At 70.0% G+C, this 15,521-nt stretch carries 13 protein-coding genes, 1 tRNA gene and 1 pseudogene; 14 read left to right on the forward strand and 1 reads right to left on the reverse strand.

What is annotated here, in order from left to right; genetic code table 11:
- Positions 1-53: 53 nt before the first annotated feature.
- From HZF07_RS16450 to HZF07_RS16515, 14 genes and pseudogenes are all read left to right on the forward strand, one after another.
- Entirely contained in the window at positions 54-410 is a 357-nt protein-coding gene (locus tag HZF07_RS16450; RefSeq protein WP_157343101.1) for an L-rhamnose mutarotase, read from the forward strand.
- A gap of 6 nt (positions 411-416) precedes the next feature.
- The gene (gene rhaI / locus HZF07_RS16455) at positions 417-1,580 is read left to right on the forward strand and encodes an L-rhamnose isomerase (protein WP_157343102.1); all 1,164 of its coding nucleotides are present in this window, start codon (positions 417-419) and stop codon (positions 1,578-1,580) included.
- Positions 1,581-1,582: 2 nt separating this feature from the next.
- Positions 1,583-3,625 carry a bifunctional aldolase/short-chain dehydrogenase gene (locus HZF07_RS16460; protein WP_309504799.1) on the forward strand — a complete coding sequence of 681 codons (2,043 nt, stop codon included), beginning with the start codon at positions 1,583-1,585 and terminating at the stop codon, positions 3,623-3,625.
- A complete protein-coding gene (locus HZF07_RS16465; protein WP_157343106.1) occupies positions 3,622-5,109 on the forward strand; it encodes a rhamnulokinase in 1,488 nt (495 codons plus the stop codon). The genes HZF07_RS16460 and HZF07_RS16465 overlap by 4 nt, the downstream gene beginning before the upstream one ends.
- An 11-nt stretch (positions 5,110-5,120) precedes the next feature.
- Positions 5,121-5,861, forward strand: coding sequence for a (Fe-S)-binding protein (locus tag HZF07_RS16470; RefSeq protein ID WP_157343108.1), 741 nt, complete (start codon positions 5,121-5,123; stop codon positions 5,859-5,861).
- Positions 5,858-7,294, forward strand: a complete 1,437-nt coding sequence (locus HZF07_RS16475) for a LutB/LldF family L-lactate oxidation iron-sulfur protein (protein ID WP_157343110.1) — start codon at positions 5,858-5,860, stop codon at positions 7,292-7,294. Before HZF07_RS16470 ends, HZF07_RS16475 begins: the two co-directional genes overlap by 4 nt.
- Entirely contained in the window at positions 7,291-7,890 is a 600-nt protein-coding gene (locus tag HZF07_RS16480; protein WP_157343112.1) for a LutC/YkgG family protein, read from the forward strand. Before HZF07_RS16475 ends, HZF07_RS16480 begins: the two co-directional genes overlap by 4 nt.
- Positions 7,891-7,956: 66 nt before the next feature.
- A pseudogene (locus HZF07_RS16485) lies at positions 7,957-8,385 on the forward strand (nucleoside deaminase); the annotation flags it as partial.
- A 256-nt stretch (positions 8,386-8,641) separates the two neighbouring features.
- Positions 8,642-10,528, forward strand: a complete 1,887-nt coding sequence (locus HZF07_RS16490) for a CocE/NonD family hydrolase (RefSeq protein WP_157343114.1) — start codon at positions 8,642-8,644, stop codon at positions 10,526-10,528.
- A gap of 80 nt (positions 10,529-10,608) precedes the next feature.
- Positions 10,609-11,187: a TIGR03086 family metal-binding protein gene (locus HZF07_RS16495; protein WP_157343116.1), complete on the forward strand. Its 579-nt coding sequence runs from the start codon at positions 10,609-10,611 to the stop codon at positions 11,185-11,187.
- A gap of 54 nt (positions 11,188-11,241) precedes the next feature.
- Positions 11,242-11,331, forward strand: a tRNA-Ser gene (locus HZF07_RS16500).
- Between the two features lie 359 nt (positions 11,332-11,690).
- Positions 11,691-12,107 carry a hypothetical protein gene (locus HZF07_RS16505; protein WP_157343118.1) on the forward strand — a complete coding sequence of 139 codons (417 nt, stop codon included), beginning with the start codon at positions 11,691-11,693 and terminating at the stop codon, positions 12,105-12,107.
- Positions 12,108-12,587: 480 nt separating this feature from the next.
- Positions 12,588-12,998 carry a hypothetical protein gene (locus HZF07_RS16510; RefSeq protein ID WP_157343120.1) on the forward strand — a complete coding sequence of 137 codons (411 nt, stop codon included), beginning with the start codon at positions 12,588-12,590 and terminating at the stop codon, positions 12,996-12,998.
- Positions 12,995-13,738: an Ntn hydrolase family protein gene (locus HZF07_RS16515; RefSeq protein WP_157343122.1), complete on the forward strand. Its 744-nt coding sequence runs from the start codon at positions 12,995-12,997 to the stop codon at positions 13,736-13,738. Before HZF07_RS16510 ends, HZF07_RS16515 begins: the two co-directional genes overlap by 4 nt.
- Here HZF07_RS16515 and HZF07_RS24550 read toward each other — a convergent pair.
- On the reverse strand, positions 13,710-15,287 hold the full coding sequence (locus HZF07_RS24550) for a deaminase (protein ID WP_157343124.1): 1,578 nt from the start codon (positions 15,285-15,287) through the stop codon (positions 13,710-13,712). The two genes, HZF07_RS16515 and HZF07_RS24550, sit on opposite strands and share 29 nt — an antisense overlap.
- Positions 15,288-15,521 lie beyond the last annotated feature (234 nt).

Genomic DNA, 15,521 nt, shown 5'->3' on the forward strand with positions numbered 1-15,521 from the left:
GCCACGGCCGGCCGGCAGCACCCCTCACCGCCACCGCCAGGAAAGGAGCGGAGATGCCGCGCGCCTGCTTCCAGCTCCAGGTCCGGCCCGACCGGATCGAGGAGTACAAGGCCCGCCACGCCGCGGTCTGGCCCGAGATGCTCCGGGCGCTCCACGACACGGGGTGGCACAACTACTCGCTCTTCCTCCGCCCGGACGGGCTGCTGATCGGCTACGTCGAGACGCCGTCCTCGATCGCGGAGGCGCAGGCCGCGATGGCCCGGACCGAGGTCAACGCCCGGTGGCAGTCCGAGATGGCCGAGCTCTTCACCGGCATCGACGGCCAGGCCCCCGACGAGGGCTTCCTCCTCCTCGAGGAGGTCTTCCACCTCGAGGACCAGCTCTCCGCAGCAGACGACGAACAGAAGTGATGTGACATGAAGACGTTCAGCGAGATCGCCACCCTGCTCGAGGGCCAGGCCATCGAGGTCCCCTCGTGGGCCTACGGCAACTCCGGCACGCGGTTCAAGGTCTTCGGCACGCCGGGCACTCCGCGCACCGTCGAGGAGAAGGTCGCCGACGCCGCGACCGTGCACCGCTTCACCGGGCTCGCGCCGTCGGTGGCCCTGCACATCCCGTGGGACCTGGTCGACGACTACGCCGCGTTGCGGCGCTACGCCGAGGACCTCGGGATCCGGCTCGGCACCATCAACTCCAACACGTTCCAGGACGACGACTACAAGCTCGGCGCCCTCACGCACACGGACGAGAAGATCCGCCAGAAGGCGATCGACCACCACTTCGAGTGCATCGACGTCATGCACGCCACCGGGTCGCGGGACCTGAAGATCTGGCTGGCCGAGGGCACCAACTACCCCGGTCAGGGCGACATGCGCGGCCGCCAGGACCGCCTGGCGGAGAGCCTGCGCACGATCTACGACCGGCTCTCCGAGGACCAGCGACTGGTGCTGGAGTACAAGTTCTTCGAGCCGGCGTTCTACCACACCGACGTGCCGGACTGGGGCACGTCGTACGTGCAGGTGGCCGCCCTCGGCGAGCGCGCCGTGGTGTGCCTCGACACCGGCCACCACGCGCCCGGCACCAACATCGAGTTCATCGTCGCCCAGCTGATCCGGCTGGGGAAGCTCGGCTCGTTCGACTTCAACAGCCGCTTCTACGCCGACGACGACCTGATCGTGGGCGCGGCGGACCCGTTCCAGCTCTTCCGGATCCTCTTCGAGTGCATCCGCGGCGGCGCGTACGGGCCGGACAGCGAGGTCGCCTACATGCTCGACCAGTGCCACAACATCGAGAAGAAGATCCCCGGCCAGATCCGCTCGGTGCTCAACGTGCAGGAGATGACCGCGCGGGCACTCCTCGTCGACACCGACGCGCTGACCGTGGCTCAGGAGGACGGCGACGTCCTGCTGGCCAACGAGATCTTCATGGACGCCTTCTACACCGACGTCCGAGCCGACCTCGCTGCATGGCGCGAGGGCCGGGGGCTGCCCGCCGATCCGATGCGGGCCTACCTCGAGAGCGGCTACCAGGAGCAGATCGAGGCGGACCGCGTGGGCGGGACGCAGGCAGGATGGAGCTGAACGTGAGTACGCCGACGTCGACGGCAGCAGAGCTGATCGCCCGGTCCAACCGACTGGGCGCGGACCCGAAGAACACCAACTACGCCGGCGGGAACACCTCCGCCAAGGGCACGGAGACGGACCCGGTCACGGGCGAGCCGGTCGAGCTCCTCTGGGTCAAGGGCTCGGGCGGCGACCTCGGCACGCTGCAGGAGTCCGGCCTCGCCGTCCTCCGCCTCGACCGGATGCGCGCGCTCGTGGACGTCTACCCGGGCGTCGCCCGCGAGGACGAGATGGTCGCCGCGTTCGACTACTGCCTGCACGGCAAGGGCGGTGCGGCGCCGTCGATCGACACCGCGATGCACGGCCTCGTGGACGCCGCGCACGTCGACCACCTGCACCCCGACAGCGGCATCGCGATCGCGACCGCCGCCGACGGCGAGGAGCTCACGACCAAGATCTTCGGCGACAAGGTGGTGTGGGTGCCGTGGCGCCGGCCGGGCTTCCAGCTCGGCCTCGACATCGCGGCGATCAAGGAGCAGAACCCGCAGGCGATCGGCTGCATCCTCGGCGGCCACGGCATCACCGCCTGGGGCGAGACCAGCGAGAAGTGCGAGAAGAACTCGCTGTGGATGATCCGGACCGCCGAGAAGTACATCAGGGCGAACTCGAAGAAGCTGCCCTTCGGTGCCCGCGTGAAGAAGTGGGAGCCGCTGAGCCCCGCCAAGCGGCGGGCCCGGGCCGCCGAGCTCGCCCCGACGCTCCGCGGCGTCGCCTCCGCGGACCGCCCGATGGTCGGCCACTTCACCGACGACCGGATCGTGCTCGACTTCCTCGCCAGCCGCAACCACCCGCGCCTGGCCGAGCTCGGCACCTCCTGCCCCGACCACTTCCTGCGCACCAAGGTCAAGCCGATGGTCGTCGACCTGCCGGCCGACGCCCCGCTGGAGAAGGTCAAGGCCCGGGTCGCCGAGCTGCACGAGGCCTACCGCGCCGACTACGCCGGCTACTACGACCGCAACAAGGTGAAGGGCTCGCCCGCCATGCGCGGCGCCGACCCGCTGATCATCCTGGTGCCCGGCGTCGGCATGTTCTCCTACGGCGCCAACAAGCAGACCGCCCGCGTCGCCGGCGAGTTCTACATCAACGCGATCAACGTGATGCGCGGGGCCGAGGGCCTCTCGACGTACGCGCCGATCGACGAGGCGGAGAAGTTCCGCATCGAGTACTGGGCGCTCGAGGAGGCCAAGCTCCAGCGGATGCCGAAGCCGAAGCCTCTCGCCACCCGCGTCGCGCTCGTGACGGGGGCCGCGTCCGGCATCGGCAGGGCCACGGCCGAGAAGCTCGCCGCCGAGGGTGCCTGCGTGGTGATCGCCGACCTGTCGCTGGAGAGGGCGCAGGCCGCCGCCGCCGAGATCGGCTCCACCGACGTCGCGGTCGGCGTCCAGGTCGACGTCTCCGACGCGGCCGCCGTGCAGGCGATGGTCGACGAGGCCGTGCTCGCCTTCGGCGGCGTCGACCTCGTGGTCAACAACGCAGGCCTCTCGCTGTCGCGCTCGCTGCTCGAGACCACCGAGCGCGACTGGGACCTCCAGCACGACGTGATGGCCAAGGGCTCCTTCCTCGTGGCGCAGGCCGCCGCGCGGGCGATGATCGACCAGGGATTGGGCGGCGACATCGTCTACATCTCCTCGAAGAACTCGATCTTCGCCGGCCCCAACAACGTCGCGTACGGCGCCGCCAAGGCCGACCAGGCGCACCAGGTGCGGCTGTTGGCCGCCGAGCTCGGCGAGCACGGCATCAAGGTCAACGGCGTCAACCCCGACGGCGTCGTGCAGGGCTCCGGCATCTTCTCCAGCGGCTGGGGCGCCAACCGCGCCGCCGTCTACGGCGTGAAGGAGAAGGACCTCGGCAAGTTCTACGCGCAGCGCACGATCCTCAAGCGCGAGGTGCTGCCGGAGAACATCGCCAACGCGGTCTTCGTGCTCTGCTCCGCCGAGCTCAGCCACACGACCGGCCTGCACATCCCGGTCGACGCGGGCGTGGCGGCGGCCTTCCTGCGATGAGCTCTCGTTCGGCTGAGCCGGTCCGCGTCGCCGCGGTCGACCTCGGGGCGACCAGCGGTCGCGTGATGGCGTGCCGGGTCGGTGCGCGGACCCTCCACCTGGAGGAGCTGCACCGGTTCGGCAACGGCGCGGTGCCGGTCCAGGGCTCCCTCTACTGGGACGTGCTCGGCATCCACCGCGAGGTGCTCGTCGGCATCCGCGAGGTGGCTCGCACCGGGCGCCTGCACGGCATCGGCATCGACTCGTGGGCCGTGGACTACGGGCTGATCGACCGCGACGGGCGGCTGGTCGCGAACCCGCGCAGCCACCGGGACAGCCGCACCGACGGCGTGCCCGCTCGAGTGCGCAAGGCCGTGCCGGACGCAGAGCTGTACGGCGTCACCGGCCTGCAGCAGCTGCCGTTCAACACGATCTACCAGCTGGTCTCCGAGCTCGGCACACCCGCGCTCGAGGCGGCGGAGCGCATGCTGCTGCTGCCCGACCTGCTGACCTACTGGCTGACCGGCGAGGTCGGTGCCGAGCGCACCAACGCCTCGACGACCGGCCTCTACGACGTCCGGACGGGGGAGTGGTCCCAGGAGCTGGCCGAGCGCACCGGCCTGCCGCTGTCGCTCCTCCCGCCCGTGCGGGAGCCCGGGGCTGTGGTGGGCCCGGTGGTCGCCGAGGTGGCGGAGTACGTCGGCCTGCACGACGTACCCGTCATCTCGGTCGGCTCCCACGACACCGCCTCGGCGGTCGTCGGCGTCCCCGCGGGTGAGGAGTCCTTCGCCTACATCTCCTCCGGCACCTGGTCGCTGGTCGGCCTGGAGCTCGGGTCGCCGGTCCTGACCGCGGAGGCGCGCAAGGCCGACTTCACGAACGAGACCGGCGTCGACGGCACCATCCGCTTCCTCAAGAACGTCATGGGCCTGTGGGTGCTCTCCGAGTGCCTGCGCACCTGGGCGGACCGGCGGCTGCGCGACGTCACGCTGCCCGCGCTCCTCGCAGGCGCCGCCGACTCGCCGGCGCTGCGCTCCGTCGTCGACATCAACGACCCCCAGCTGCTCGCGCCCGGCGACATGCCGGCGCGGATCCAGGACCTCGCCCGCGAGGCCGGCGAGCCGGTCCCGCGCACGCCGGTCGCGATCACCCGCACGATCCTCGACAGCCTGGCGCTCGCCTACCGGCGCAACGTCCGGCTCGCCGCGTCGCTCGCCGGCCGGGACCTCGACGTGGTGCACGTCGTCGGCGGCGGCGCGCAGAACGCGCTGCTCTGCCAGCTCACCGCCGACGCCCTCGAGCTGCCGGTGCTCGCCGGGCCGGCCGAGGCGGCGGCGCTGGGCAACGGTCTCGTGCAGGCCCGGGCGCTCCGCCAGCTCGAGGGGAGTGCGGACCTGCCGGACCTGGCTGCCATGCGCGCGCTGATCCGCCGCACCCACGACGTACGCCGCTACGAGCCGACGGGCGGGCTCGACTGGGACGCCGCCGCGTCCCGCGTGGGGTGATGATGAGAGACATGCGGGTCGCCCTGATGGTCACGTGCATCAACGATGCGCTCTACCCGGGCACGGGCCAGGCCGTCGTGACGCTGCTGCGCCGCCTCGGGGTGGACGTGGAGTTCCCCGAGTCGCAGACCTGCTGCGCGCAGCCGATGGTCAACACCGGCTACCTCGACGAGGCGGTGCCGGTCGTGCGGAACTTCGTCGACGCCTTCGCGGGGTACGACGCCGTCGTGACGCCCTCCGGGTCGTGCGCCGGCTGCGCCCGGCACCAGCACTCGATCGTCGCGCGGCGCTCGGGCGACGCGTCGCTGGCGGCCGCGGTCGAGACGACGTCGCCGAAGGTCTACGAGCTCTCCGAGTTCCTCGTCGACGTGCTCGGGGTGACCGACGTCGGCGCCTACTACCCGCACACCGTCACCTACCACCCGACGTGCCACAGCCTGCGGATGCTCGGCGTCGGCGACCGGCCCCGGCAGCTGCTGGAGCACGTGCGCGGGCTGACCCTGCTGGAGCTGCCCGCGGCCGACCAGTGCTGCGGGTTCGGCGGGACGTTCGCGGTCAAGAACGCCGACACGTCCGTCGCGATGGGCTCCGACAAGGCGCGGCACGTCCGCGAGACCGGCGCCGAGGTGCTCGCCGCCGGCGACAACTCCTGCCTGACGCACATCGGCGGTCTGCTGACGCGCCAGCGCTCCGGCGTACGCGCCGTGCACCTCGCCGAGATCCTGGCGGCAACGGAGGGTGGTCGGGGATGAGCGGCACCTTCGTCGGCATGCCCGCCTTCCCGCAGGCGGCGCACGAGGCCCTGGGCAACGCGCAGCTGCGGCGCAACCTCGCGCACGCGACCGGCACGATCCGGGCCAAGCGGCAGCGGCTGGTCGACGAGGTCAACGCGAACTCCGACTGGGAGGCGCTGCGGCTCGCCGGCGCCGGGGTGAAGGAGTCGGCACTGGTCGACCTGGCCACCCACCTGGAGACCCTCGAGCGGACGCTGACCGCCAACGGGGCCACCGTGCACTGGGCCAACGACGCGGCCGAGGCCAACGCGATCGTCGCGTCCATCGCCACGCGCCACGGCGTCAACGAGGTCGTCAAGGTCAAGTCGATGGTGACCCAGGAGATCAACCTCAACGAGGCCCTCGCGGCCGAGGGCATCGCCGCGTGGGAGACCGACCTCGCCGAGCTGATCGTGCAGCTCGGCGACGACCTCCCCTCGCACATCCTGGTGCCCGCGATCCACCGCAACCGCTCGGAGATCCGCGACATCTTCCTCTCGAAGATGGCCGCCGCGGGCCGGCCGGCGCCGGCCGACCTCACCGACGAGCCCGCCGTCCTGGCCGCCGCCGCGCGCTCGCACCTGCGGGAGAAGTTCCTGCGCGCCAAGGTCGGCGTCTCCGGCGCCAACTTCGCGGTCGCGGAGACCGGCACCCTCGTCGTCGTCGAGTCCGAGGGCAACGGCCGGATGTGCCTGACGCTGCCCGAGGTGCTGGTCTCCGTGGTCGGCATCGAGAAGGTGGTGCCGACCTGGGAGGGCCTGGATCCCTTGCTGCGCCTGCTTCCGCGCTCCTCGACCGGCGAGCGGATGAACCCCTACACCTCGATGTGGAACGGCGTCGCGTCCGGCGACGGCCCGCAGGAGGTGCACGTCGTGCTGCTCGACAACGGTCGCACCAACGCCCTCGCCGACGAGGTCGGCCGCCAGGCGCTGCGCTGCATCCGCTGCTCGGCCTGCCTCAACGTCTGCCCGGTCTACGAGCGCACCGGCGGTCACGCGTACGGCTCGGTCTACCCCGGCCCGATCGGCGCGATCCTCAACCCCCTGCTGCGCGGGGTGGGCCACGACGACCAGGTCGACTCACTGCCGTACGCCTCCTCCCTGTGCGGCGCCTGCTTCGATGCCTGCCCGGTGCGCATCGACATCCCGTCGGTGCTCGTCGACCTCCGCGCGCAGGTCGTGGACGCGCACCGCGGCGGCGTACCCAAGGCCGAGGCGCTCGCGATGAAGGCCACGGCAGTCGCGTTCTCCGACGCCCGCAGGCTGCGGTTCGGCGAGCGCTTCACCGGCCTCGGCCTGCGGGTCGCCGGGCGGGTGGGCGCCAGGAAGTGGACCTCGGCCCGCGACCTGCCCCCGGCGCCGCGCGAGTCCTTCCGGGCCTGGTGGAAGCGGACCGACGGAGGCCGCCGATGAGCGCGCGGGACGACATCCTCGGCCGCGTGCGCGCGGCCCTCGCCGGTGTCGAGTCCGGGTACGACGTGCCTGTGGCGCCCCGGATCGCCGACGTCCCGGACCTGGTCGACCTCTTCGCGGAGCGGGTCGCGGACTACCAGGCGACCGTCGAGCGCTGCACGGGGTCCGACCTCGCCGCCCGGGTCGCAGCGGCGCTGCCGAGCGGCGCCCGGGTCGTCGTCCCGGACGGACTGTCGGTCGAGGTGCCCGGCGGCGTGCGCGACCGGGGCTTCACGGCCGCTGAGCTCGACACGTTCGACGCGGTCGTCACCGAGGCCCGGGTCGGCATCGCCGAGACCGGCACGATCGTGCTCGACCACGGGGCCGGCCAGGGTCGGCGGGCGATCTCGCTCGTGCCCGACCTGCACGTCTGCATCGTGCGCACCGACCAGGTGGTGCCGGACGTGCCCGACGCGCTGCCCCTGCTCGCCCCGGGTGCCACCGAGGGCCGGCCGCTCACCTGGATCAGCGGACCGTCGGCCACCAGCGACATCGAGCTCAGCCGCGTCGAGGGCGTCCACGGCCCGCGCACCCTGCACGTGCTGGTCGTCGGCTGAGCGCCCTACGCTGGCCGCGTGCTCGACGAGTCGACCGGTGTGCCCACGGCGCCGTGGGCGGAGGCGATGGCCGCCGCCCTCGACGAGGCGCGCGCGGCGCTCGCCACCGGTGACGTGCCGATCGGCGCGGTCGTCCTCGACGCCGCGGGCGTCGTGGTGGCGACCGGCCGCAACGTCCGCGAGGCCGAGCGCGACCCGACCGGCCACGCCGAGGTGGTGGCGCTCCGGGCCGCTGCGGCCCGGCGCGGCAGCTGGCGGCTGGACGGGCACACGCTGGTCGTCACCCTCGAGCCGTGCACGATGTGCGCCGGGGCCGCGGTGCTGAGCCGGGTCGACCGCGTCGTCTTCGGCGCCTGGGACGACAAGGCCGGCGCGGTCGGCAGCCTGTGGGACGTCGTGCGCGACCGCCGGCTCAACCACCGGCCCGAGGTCGTCTCCGGCGTGCTGGCGGCCGAGTCGGCCGCGCTGCTCGACGACTTCTTCGGCGCGCACCGCGGCCAGCCCGCCGGGCCGGCGGAGCAGCTGGCGCACTCGCTCGAGGGCCGGCCGCTCCTGGACGCGGTCCGGCACGCCGAGGCCGCGGGCTGGCAGGTGCGCGCGGTCGCAGAGGGCGCGCCGATCACCCTCGACTACCGCACGGACCGGATGAACCTCGAGCACGACGGCCTGGTCGTCCGCCGCGCCTGGGTGGGCTAGCGCCCGACGGGGGGTTCCGCCGTAACTCCTGGTTACACCTTCTCGTTGGTCCGGCGTGCGCCGACACCCGCCGCTGACCCGCCTCGCGGCCACCCTCGCTGCCGGGGCGATGCTCAGCCCGATGCCCGCGCTGGCGTCCAGCACGCCGGCGCACGGGGCGACGTCCGCCGCGCATGGGGGCGCGCGGGCGTCGTGGGCGCCCCGCCCGCCGACCTACCCCCAGACGGTGGTGCAGCAGGACCTCGCGATCCCGATGTCGGACGGCACGGTCCTGCGCGGCGACCTGGAGCTCCCGGCGAACGCCGACGGCCAGGCGGTCGACAAGCGCTTCCCCGTGATCGTGACGATCACGGCCTACAACAAGGCGACCGGTGGGTTCGGCGGCCTCGCCGGCGGCGATGGCAGCTACCTGGTGCAGCGCGGCTACGCCCAGCTCACCGTCGACGCCCGTGGCACCGGCAGCAGCGAGGGCGAGTGGGCGGCGTTCAGCCGCCGGGAGGACCAGGACGCCGGCGAGGTCGTCGAGTGGGCACACTCGCGGCAGCGGCCGTGGAGCAACGGCCGGGTCGGCATGAGTGGCCCGTCGTACCTCGGCATCAGCCAGATCTTCGCCGCCGGCGAGCGGCCGGCGGGGCTCAAGGCGATCTTCCCGCAGGTGCCGGCCGCCGACGTCTACCGCGACGTGGTGGCGTCCGGCGGGGCGATTGACGTCGGCTTCATCCCGCTCTGGCTCGGGCTGGTCACCGGCACCAGCGTGATCCCGCCGCAGGTCGCGGCGACCGACCCGCAGTCCGGGCTCGGCGCGCTCTTCAGCCACCTCACCGCGGCCGCGACGTTCACGGCGCCGCTGATGCTCAGGGCGCTGCTCGGCGACGAGCCGGCCTACGACGGCCCGTTCTACGACGACCGCTCCCCGGGCCGGGTGATCGACCGGGTCACCGTGCCGACGTTCCTGGTCGGCGGCGAGTTCGACATCTTCCAGCGCGGCACCCCGCTGCTCTTCGAGAACCTGCGCAAGCGCGGCGTCCCGACCAAGATGATCATCGGCCCCTGGGACCACATCCAGGGCTCGTCGGGCGCGGAGATCGGCACGGCGGGCTACGGCAGCCTCTCCGAGCTGCAGCTGCGCTGGTTCGACCGCTACGTGCGCGGCGTCCCGGACCCCACCCTCGACCGTGACATCCCGCCGCTCACCTACTACGAGCAGGGCAGTGGCAGGTGGACGACCGGCCGGCAGTGGATGGGCCGCCAGCGCGCGGCGTCCTTCCGGCTCTCCGGGCCCGCGACGGCGGGCGGCGGGCACGGCGTGCTGACGGCGGGCCGGGCGGCCGACGGTACGGCGTACGTCCCGCCGGTGCCGGTCTCCGGCCTGTGCACCCGCTCCACGAACCAGTGGACGGCCGGGCTGCCGCGGACGGCGCTCGCCGACCTGCCGTGCTGGAGCGACAACGCGGCCAACGACCGGACCGGGATCGTCTACGAGACGGCGCCGCTCACGAAGGCGCTGCGCCTGCGGGGGCCGATCAACGCGCGGCTCTACACCTCGAGCCCGACCGGCGACGGGATGCTGTCGGTCGCGGTCTCCGACGTCGCCCCCGACGGCACCGTGACGCGGCTGACCGGCGGCTGGCAGGTCCTCTCCCACCGCGCTCTCGACACGTCGCGCACCCGCTACCTCGACGGCCAGGTGATCCAGCCGTTCCACCCCTTCACCAAGGCGGCCCAGAAGCCGCTGGCCAGCGGAGAGGTCGCGCCCGTCGACGTGGAGGTGTTCCCGACCGCCGCGTCGATCGCCCCCGGCCACCGGCTGCGGATCGCCGTGCAGGCCTTCGACGTGCCACACCTCCTGCCGACGGCGCCGAGCCTGCCGGGCATGCTCACCGGGCTCACGATCCACAGCTCGGCGGCGTACCCCTCCGTGCTCACCGTCCCGCGCCTGTGACGCAGCCGTGACGCCCGATCCCGGGGTCGTCACGTCGACGCGACCGATGAGTGCGGCGCCCCCCGCCGGTCGGTGCTGGCATGGAGACTCTGGACTTCGCGCCCGCCACCCGTGCCGTCGCGGCCGTCGTCACCGGCATCGGTGAGGACCAGCTCGGCAACCCGACCCCGTGCCCGGGCCTCACCGTCGCCGACCTGCTCGACCACCTGGGTGGCCTCGCCCTCGCCTTCACCTGGGCCGCGACCAAGCAGACACCCGAGGGAGGCACCGAGGCCGCGTTCGACGGGTCGCGGCTGTCGCCCACCTGGCGGGCGGAGATCCCCGCCGCGCTGGACGAGCTGGCCGTCGCGTGGACCGACCCGGCGGCGTACGCCGGGATGACGATGGCCGGGCCGGTCGAGATGCCCGGCGAGGTGGCCGCGCTGGTCGCCCTCGACGAGGTGGTGGTGCACGGCTGGGACCTCGCCCGCGCCACCGGCCTGCCCTACGACCCGGACGAGGCCGCCGTCCTCGCGTGCCTCGGGTTCGCCTCCTCCTTCGACGTGCCGCCGGACGCGGGCGCGGGCCCGTTCGGCCCACCGGTCCCCGTCCCCGACAGCGCGCCCGCCCTGGACCGGCTCGCCGGCGCCACCGGCCGCGACCCCGCCTGGAGGCCGTGACGTCAGGGGCCGCTGATTTCCTCCGACCCCCGCCGCTCCGGTACATTCCTCGGCGGTGGCGTGTCCGAGCGGCCTAAGGAGAACGCCTCGAAAGCGTTTGTGGGTGCAAGCCCACCGAGGGTTCAAATCCCTCCGCCACCGCCATGAGTCTTCGACAGTTTCGGAGACGACAGATCGACAGAAAGGCGTCCCGGCTCGGGGCGCCTTTCTGTCAATTGTTCCGGGGTACCCGGTGGGGCCCCAACGACGCGAGACCGGGACCGCCACCGGCAACCGACCTCGACGCACCCGACGCTCAGCGCCCTCGTCCGCCGGGTACTGAGTCGACCGGGCCGGAGGTTGAGTCCAAGGCACAGCGCGAGACGAGGGAGTTCGTCGATCGCATCGAACAGAGGCGCGTGTATGCCACGCGCAGGGTCTCCGGACCTAACGTAAAGGGTGACGAGCGGCATGAGTGCCCGGCTGACGCTGGCCAGTGCCGATGCCCGTTGAAGGAACTCAGCATGCACCTTCCGGCAAATCTCCCGCTCGTCAGCAACCCGCCGACAGAAGCAGGTCGGCCGACAATCTGCAAGCAACGCACCGTCACCGTGCCAGGGACCGTGACCCCAAAGGTCCGTCAAGTCCTCTACTGGGGCTCCATCTCGTGGATTCGGTCCTTCGCCCGACGGACCCATGTCGAAGGCGCCTTCGGCAACATGAAGAACCGCAACACCGAGAACATCACTCGCGGCTGGATCCAGGTCGACGGGATCGCCCGTCACAGCCTGCTCCTCGCAGTCGCCGCCTCTGTCTACAACATGCGAATCGCGCGAAAGTGGAATCAAGAGACCGACTCGAGCAGCGATCCGCTCATGCAGGAAGACCCACCCTTCCTCGGCTGGCGAGAGGCCGCGGCCGGGCTGGAGCCAGTCGCGTGACGAGCACGATGCGCAGTAGATGGGTCGTGGAGTTGGGGTGTCGGTGGCTGGTGGAACCCTCTTAGTCGTAGGCACGAACTTAGAGGCGGGATCGAATGAATGTTCGAAAATGGGTGCAACCTAGGGTATGGTTGCGAGGGTTTAGACCAGGGGCAGAGATGTTTCAGTCAATCCGCCGATCTGATGTTCAGATGGGCTACGTTGGCGGCAGGTGCTGTCGGGAGCGGGAGGCAGTGATGGCGGGCACAAACTGGTTCAGGGAAGAGTTCGAGCGCGCCAAGCAGAGGAATGCTGACCTGCCAGAGCATGCTCGTGTGATTGTCACTAGTCCGGTTCTAAGCGCCCACAGCTCGGACGAAGCTGGTCGGCAGAACGCGACACCGCCGGCTCCCAATGCCGGCCATGCCTAGTCACCGACCTCCTTCGGAGTCGCTTGTCCTGGGTCGCTCTGCGCTGCCTCTGCTTCTTTGTTCTGAAGAGATGGCCAGCAAGGACGGGCCACATCCCTTCGATCGCATTCGGATGCAGAAGGCCGTGTTCTTGGTGACCCAAGGAACACGAGCGGCCAACTGGGCAGGTTCGTACGAGTACCAGCCTTACAACTGGGGTCCGTACAGCACGCAGTTGTCCGAAGACCTGGCTAACTGGCAACGACAAGGTGTGATGGTCTTGTCGTTCGCTGGAGGTGTGCGGTACGGCCGATACGTGCTCACTCGGGACGGTTCTCGACTCGCGCGCGAGCTCATGGCTTCGGTCAGCCCGAACACGCTGCGGCTCCTCACCGAGGTTCGCAGCTGGGTAACCAGCAAGGACTTCAACCGTTTGCTGAGAGAGGTATACGAGGAGTTTCCTGGCTACGCCACGAAATCGCGCTGGTCGGGACCGCGATGACGATCGCCATCGCCATCGCGTGCGCTGACGGCGTCGTGCTCGCGTCCGACAGCCGGGGCAGTTCCGACCGCGTTGCCACTCAAGTGGACAAGGTTCGATGTGCCACGACTATCCCCATGGCTTGGGCTACCGCTGGTAGCGAGTTCATGATCCAGGCGGTAGAAAACGCGATCCTGAACGAGGAGGACCGTCGTCCCAGTTCTCCCTTGGAGTTGGCATCGGCAATCTCTCCGAGTCTCGAGGCCTCGCTCAAGACTCCGCGCCTCCCCCGCGACGGAGAGACGTCTGTTCACCATGTCGAGGCACTCCTCATTGGTTGGCTCGATGGTTCCCCCAGCATCATCCATCTGCCGTCAGATCTTGCGCCCATCGAGTGCGTTCAGAAACGGTTCGTTGCGATCGGGTCAGCGCACGACTTCGCCCACGTCGTTCGCGAGGCGCTCGCACACCATCTCGAGGTTCCAATCTTGACCGAGCAAGGCAAGTTGCTCGCCTACCGAATCGTGGCCGCCGTATGCGCCGTGTCGTCGTGGGGCGTTGCCCTGCCGGTACAGATGGCCACGGTCGATTCGTCCGGAGCCGCGATGATCTCCAACGACGAGCTCGAGCAGCTAGATGCAGGGGTTCAGCGATGGACGGCGTCCGAAGCCGAGCAGTTCTCTGAGAGTGAGATGCCATCTGTCTCGTCCACGGATGGTCTGCCGCCGAGTGTCACGTCGGCAGAGGAAATGCCTTCTTGAAGACACCCTCCCAATCGGCCGTCGTTAGAAGGTCGTAGACGGGCTCATAGAGTTTGCTCTCGTACGTTGTCGCGTCCGGGAGCACAAGCGCTTCTGTTACCAAACGGGGAGTCGCAACTCGGGGATCCCACTTCGCGTACTCTCCAGTGACTTCGTCTCGGTCCCGACCTGTCATTCGAAAAACCGACCGGAACAGTCGGGGAGCAACGCCCTTGAATGGCTCAAAGGCAACGGTGCCGTTGACCCCGACGTCGCTGTCGGTGACCTCCCGGGCGTACATCACTCGTACTTGCGACTTGGGATATGGGTCGATGTAAACCACCTTTCTGATCCCGGCGGCGATGATCAACCGAGCACACTCGTGGCAGGGATACGTGGTCGTGTACATGGTTTGGCCACCTATTGGGATGCCCCGACGAGCGGCCGTACAGATCGCCGCCATTTCGGCGTGCGCGACCCTCGCAAACTCCAGGAGATCGCCGATCCGATTCTTCGCAAGCGGGCCGCCTTCAGTGATGGCTTCGCGAGCCAGATCCTCAGGCTTGCGTCCGCGAACCTTCTCGCCAAGCCACTCGCTCTCGGCCAGTGACTTCATCAGGTCGGTGACGATCGCGAGCTTCTGTCTCGCGTTCTCGTCGTAGCCGATCTTGAAGTCACGGAGGTCGACCTCGTCGTCACTCCAGTACTGGCCCCCAAGCGGTTTCGGCACCTCGTTGACACCCGTGACGAGGAGTTCGCCGTCGTCGTCCACCACCACCGCGCCAACCTGCCGCCCGGCGTCAGACGATCGCATGCTGGCTCCCGAGCAGAAGTACATCGCCTGTTCGTGGCGATCGGGAGTCTCATAGGGCGAACCGAAGAGGAGGCGAATCAAGCGTCCGGCCGGCTCGGATGAGTCCCGGCCAGGCGAAAGCGCAATGAACGCATCGGCCATCTCGTATGTGTCACGGACGCGCTGTCCCAGCTTCTTGCTTACGTCCTTCTCATCCCTCAACAACAGGCGCCGAACGTGTTGTGCATACCAGCCCTCGTCCTCGCCGGCGTGTGCAAACCGCAGCCGGCGATCGACGGATGCCATCCGCTCCACCTCCGGCGACCACACACCTACCAAGACGAAGCGTGGCCCGTAGATGCTGCGCAGAAGCGTGACCTCGTCTGGGTGCTTCAGTTGACGCAGAATCGTCGCGACCGATGACCGCTCGTTCGTGGCTCCCGTTGCCGAACGATCTGAAGCAATTCGACCGACCGCGAGTGCCGCAGCAGCCCCCCCATAGTCCAGAGCGAGTCGAAGAGCGTCGCCGAGATTCATGAGCAGGTCAAGTTTGGTGGTCGACGACTCGGGAACGTCGATCTCATGTGCGGAGAAGAACTCCGAGATCAGCCCACTGACCCGCACGTGCTTGACGTCATAGGCCACGCTTGTCAGTGCATCGGAAAGGGATTGTGTAATTTCGTCGAGGTCGGTGCCCATTGCGCCGACAAGTCCGATGACGACCTCGGCTCGCGGGTTAGGTTCACCCTTGAAGAGCTCGTGTGTATCAACGTCCACGGTTCACCTCGAAATGGGCATGGACCGAGAATCCTAGTGCTTGTCGCCGGGCGCGTTGGCGTTTCGATTCGCGGAGTTCGGCCGTCGCGTCGCCGTCTGGCCGCGTCATCAGCTCTTCAGTCCCGGGGGGCGAGGGTTCACCCAGGGGGCCGCGCAGTTGCTCACTGCAGCTACCGAGCGAGTCGCGCGACAGTGGGTTGGCACAAGATCTACACGGTGTTCACGGGGCACCCC

The sequence above is a fragment of the Nocardioides agri genome (assembly GCF_013778305.1).
GTDB classification, from domain to species: Bacteria; Actinomycetota; Actinomycetes; order Propionibacteriales; family Nocardioidaceae; genus Nocardioides; species Nocardioides agri.

Bases quoted from the DNA above. Each gene is read 5' to 3' on its own strand.
- HZF07_RS16465 (WP_157343106.1), top strand. From the start codon at position 3,622: ATGAGCTCTCGTTCGGCTGAGCCGGTCCGCGTCGCCGCGGTCGACCTC.
- HZF07_RS16510 (WP_157343120.1), top strand. From the start codon at position 12,588: ATGGCCAGCAAGGACGGGCCACATCCCTTCGATCGCATTCGGATGCAG.
- HZF07_RS16475 (WP_157343110.1), top strand. From the start codon at position 5,858: ATGAGCGGCACCTTCGTCGGCATGCCCGCCTTCCCGCAGGCGGCGCAC.
- HZF07_RS16515 (WP_157343122.1), top strand. From the start codon at position 12,995: ATGACGATCGCCATCGCCATCGCGTGCGCTGACGGCGTCGTGCTCGCG.
- HZF07_RS16495 (WP_157343116.1), top strand. From the start codon at position 10,609: ATGGAGACTCTGGACTTCGCGCCCGCCACCCGTGCCGTCGCGGCCGTC.
- HZF07_RS16505 (WP_157343118.1), top strand. From the start codon at position 11,691: ATGCACCTTCCGGCAAATCTCCCGCTCGTCAGCAACCCGCCGACAGAA.
- HZF07_RS16450 (WP_157343101.1), top strand. From the start codon at position 54: ATGCCGCGCGCCTGCTTCCAGCTCCAGGTCCGGCCCGACCGGATCGAG.
- HZF07_RS16480 (WP_157343112.1), top strand. From the start codon at position 7,291: ATGAGCGCGCGGGACGACATCCTCGGCCGCGTGCGCGCGGCCCTCGCC.
- rhaI (WP_157343102.1), top strand. From the start codon at position 417: ATGAAGACGTTCAGCGAGATCGCCACCCTGCTCGAGGGCCAGGCCATC.
- HZF07_RS16470 (WP_157343108.1), top strand. From the start codon at position 5,121: ATGCGGGTCGCCCTGATGGTCACGTGCATCAACGATGCGCTCTACCCG.